Here is a 3,762-nt window from a genome sequence, read left to right as displayed (position 1 = left end):
GCCGGGCCGCCCCAAGGTGAAACAGCCCCCTCGGGGGGCAGCGTATTACACGCAGTGAAAAGTGTGGGGGCAACAGTTTGCGCCTCGGTCAGGTCGCCGCTGTCCGGCAAAACTTCCCACACAACTCCCAGCACCTCACGCGTTCCCAGCGGAACACGCACCAGGGTGCCGGGGATGAGTGGTGACTCACTTCTGTAAGTTAGCGGACCGGCGATGGCGCTGTGCGCGGGCGTGGCCACGACTACCTGGAGCCAGTAACTCATTTTGGGTAGCCAGTTATGGGTACTTCTTCAAAAATACATCCAGATAGAGCGCTAAGTCCTTGATTTATCACCGCTTTGAAGATTTCCAGATTTTCTGTGGATAACTTTGTTGATAGCTTGCCGTGAGATGGCGCGAAGCCTTGTAAATCAAGGCTTTTCTCAAAATGCCCGAAAAAAAAGCAGTTTAAAGTTTCTATATAAATCAACGACTTACGTTCGCTATTGCTTTGATAGCACGGTGCCGACTGCGGTCCCTGTAATGCGGCACCGCAGCATGGATTTTGTGCATAAGTCCGGACGCTGGCGCCTGATTTTGTGCTAGTCATGCTTGAAATAGCGCAGCAGTCAGCCGCTTCCTGGCGTCGGCAGAAGGTTTCAGACCCGGGCTGTGCGCATACTGCGAGAGTGAGCATGCACTGCGCGAACCAGTACTTCGACATTTTCGGTCGGCGTGTACTGGCTGATGCCGTGACCCAAATTAAAAATGTGGGTCGGGCCGGTCTGGCTGTCATCCATGTGAGGTCGGCCAAAGCTGTTGAGCACGGCAGCTACCTCGGCTTCAATTTGATCCGGGTTGGCAAACAGAGCGTTGGGGTCCAGGTTGCCCTGCAAGGCTTTGGCATGAGGTCCTTGCTCGCCTACCCGTGCCCGCGCTTGGGCGAGGTTCACGGTCCAGTCCAGCCCCAGCACCTCGCAGTCGAGTTGGCCCATGGCTTCCAGCCACATTCCGCCGCCCTTGGTAAAGACCAGGCGTGGAATTTTTACGCCCTCATGTTCGCGCTTGAGCTGGGCCAGCACGCGCGCGGTGTAGGCTAGGCTGAAGGTGTGAAACGCCGCGTCGGCCAGCACGCCGCCCCAGCTGTCAAAAATCATCACGGCCTGGGCGCCAGCTTCAATCTGCGCGTTCAGGTAGGCCGCCACCGCGTCGGCATTGATTGCCAGTATTTTGTGCAGCAGGTCGGGGCGCCGGTACAGCATGGTTTTGATCGAGCGATAGTCGTCCGAGCCCGCGCCTTCGACCATGTAGCAAGCCAGTGTCCAGGGGCTGCCCGAAAAGCCGATCAGCGGCACGCGGCCATTCAGCGCCTTGCGAATCGAGGTGACGGCGTCAAACACATAGCGCAGTTTGTTCATGTCGGGCACTTCGAGCTTGGCAACCGCCGCTTCATCACGCACGGGTGTGGCAAAGCGCGGGCCTTCGCCCTCCGCAAATGTCAGGCCCAGCCCCATGGCGTCGGGCACGGTCAGGATGTCGCTAAACAAAATGGCGGCATCCAGCGGGTAGCGGTCCACCGGCTGCAGCGTGACTTCGGTGGCAAAGCTGGGGCTGGTGGCCAGCCCCATGAAACTGCCCGCCTTGGCGCGCGTAGCACGGTACTCCGGCAGATAGCGGCCGGCTTGGCGCATCAGCCAAACAGGGGTGTAGTCGGTCGCTTGGCGCAGGCAGGCGCGGATGAAGGTGTCGTTTTGCAGGGGCGCAAATGCGCTGGTGTGGGCTGGTGTATTCATACCCCAATTGTCGCCGACAGCCGGGCGTATTCCACCTTGATGCATTTGTCCTGAACGACGAGCAGTCCGGCGCCTTCAGCTTTTGCGGCTGCCGCCGGGTGCGCCACACCGAGCTGCATCCAGACCGCCTTGGCCCCGATGGCGATGGCTTCGTCGACAATGGGTGGAATGTCTTCGCTGTTGCGAAAGCAGTTCACCAGGTCGATCGCTTCGTGCTGCGCGGCCTCAAGCAGCGTGGGGTAGGATTTTTCACCCAGCACCTCGGCGACGTTCGGGTTGACTGGAATGATGCGGTAACCGTTGACCTGCATGTAGCGCGCCACATCAAAACTGGCGCGGTGCGGTTTGGGTGAAAGACCGACCACCGCAATGGTGCGGCAGTGGGTGAGGATGTGCGCTACCCGCTCGGCGGGTGGTATCGGATTCATGGGGCGCGGTTCCTGTTATTCGAGGGGGGTAGTCGCCGCGTACCGCCATCGACGACACATCACAGCTTGGCCAGTTCGGCCCGGACATCATCCACTGACAAAATCTCCGACAACAGCACCGGCGCGCGACCGGGCTTGTAAATCGCATACACCGGCACGCCGCTGCGGCCCAGCTTGGTCAGCGCGGCGGTCACCGCCGGATCGCGGCGCGTCCAGTCGGCACGCAGCAGCACGACATTTTTTGCGGCAAAATCGGCCAGCACCGACGCATTGGCCAGCGTGGTTTTCTTGTTGTACTGGCAGGTCACGCACCAAGCGGCGGTGAAGTCCACAAACACGCTCTGGCCTTCTGCATTGAGCTGGTCCACCCGGCCCGGCTCCCAGGCCTGCCACCTTCCGGAGGCTTCAACGGCAGCCGGTGCATTCACAGGCTTGATGATGTTGGGGCCAATGGCCCATAGCCCCAGGGCGAAAAGCGCTATAGAAAAAGTAGCGAGGAGCGTGCGGGCCTTGCGTGTTGTATGGCGCAAGCTGAAGGCCCAAATCGCCAGCGTCATCAGCACCAGCAGGGCGAGCAGCGCGCCCGCACCGTCGATGCCGCTTTGCTGGCCCAGCACCCAGACCAGCCAGGCGACGGTGGCAAACATCGGAAACGCCATTAATTGCTTGAAGGTCACCATCCAGGCGCCGGGGCGCGGCAGGGCGCGCGCCACAGCAGGGACCGCACTGGCGGCCAGATAGGGCAAAGCCATGCCGATGCCAATCGTCCCAAACACAGCCAGCGCCTGCACTGCCGGCAGACCCACGGCATAACCCAGCGCGGCCCCCATGAAAGGTGCGGTGCAGGGCGAGGCAATGGCGGTGACCAGCACACCCGACAGAAAAGCATTGGTGGTGGGGCTTTCCGTCTGCAGACTGGCCAGGCGGCCGGGCAGGATGTTGCCAAACTCAAACAAGCCCGCCAGGTTAAGGCCCAGCAGCGTGAACAGGGCTGCCAGCGCCGCAACGACCGCCGGGCTTTGCAGTTGAAAGCCCCAGCCCAGTTGCTCGCCCGCAGCGCGCAGGCCCAGCAGCAGGGCGCCTAGCGCCAAAAACGACAGCGCCACACCGGCGCTGTAAGCTAGGCCGTTCTTCAGGCGGGTGGCCTGGTCTTTCACATGCACAAAGCCCACCACCTTGAGGGCCAGCACCGGGAACACGCAAGGCATCAGGTTCAGGATCAGCCCGCCCAAAAGCGCGCCGACCAGGGCTGCTACCAACGTCAGCGAGGGCGTGCTGCGGCCTGTCGGTGCGGCGCCCTGCGCGGCGTTGGCTTTGAGCGCGGCTTCCAGCGCCGGCTGCACCGTGTCCGCGGGGGACGCGGCTGGCCATTCGCCCTTGACCGGCGCTTCAATGCGGTAAGCCACCCGGCCCAGCGCCACCACCACCGGCAGCACGCGGGGACTTTCGCTGCGCTGGCCAGACAGCGGCAGCTGCGCCGTCCAAACCGCGCCTTGCCAGGCTTTCTGCCAAGGCGCGGCGGGGCCAATAACGCTGGCGGGTTTGGGGGAAAAAGTCAAGGG

The 3,762-nt window shown here is 62.1% G+C and carries 4 protein-coding genes and 1 pseudogene; all 5 read right to left on the bottom strand.

Annotated elements, in window-relative coordinates:
* Positions 1–263 (bottom strand): annotated as a pseudogene (locus tag B3F77_RS02140) (hypothetical protein); the annotation flags it as partial.
* A complete protein-coding gene (locus B3F77_RS02135; protein ID WP_293603359.1) occupies positions 260–589 on the bottom strand; it encodes a hypothetical protein in 330 nt (109 codons plus the stop codon). The pseudogene B3F77_RS02140 and the gene B3F77_RS02135, both read right to left, overlap by 4 nt.
* Positions 590–638: 49 nt before the next feature.
* Entirely contained in the window at positions 639–1,772 is a 1,134-nt protein-coding gene (hemE, locus tag B3F77_RS02130; RefSeq protein WP_293603358.1) for a uroporphyrinogen decarboxylase, read from the bottom strand.
* On the bottom strand, positions 1,769–2,200 hold the full coding sequence (locus tag B3F77_RS02125; protein ID WP_293603357.1) for a CoA-binding protein: 432 nt from the start codon (positions 2,198–2,200) through the stop codon (positions 1,769–1,771). The genes hemE and B3F77_RS02125 overlap by 4 nt, the downstream gene beginning before the upstream one ends.
* A gap of 59 nt (positions 2,201–2,259) precedes the next feature.
* On the bottom strand, positions 2,260–3,762 hold a 1,503-nt coding region (locus tag B3F77_RS02120), incomplete at its 5' end, for a protein-disulfide reductase DsbD family protein (RefSeq protein ID WP_293603356.1).

The sequence above is a fragment of the Polaromonas sp. UBA4122 genome (assembly GCA_002381615.1).
GTDB lineage: Bacteria > Pseudomonadota > Gammaproteobacteria > Burkholderiales > Burkholderiaceae_C > Polaromonas.
Note: the sequence above shows the minus strand (reverse complement) of the source record. Positions and strands in the feature narration are given on the sequence as shown.

What these genes read in the sequence shown, in the direction of transcription:
- B3F77_RS02135 (WP_293603359.1), bottom strand. Translation starts at nt 589, where the DNA reads ATGACTAGCACAAAATCAGGCGCCAGCGTCCGGACTTATGCACAAAAT.
- hemE (WP_293603358.1), bottom strand. Translation starts at nt 1,772, where the DNA reads ATGAATACACCAGCCCACACCAGCGCATTTGCGCCCCTGCAAAACGAC.
- B3F77_RS02125 (WP_293603357.1), bottom strand. Translation starts at nt 2,200, where the DNA reads ATGAATCCGATACCACCCGCCGAGCGGGTAGCGCACATCCTCACCCAC.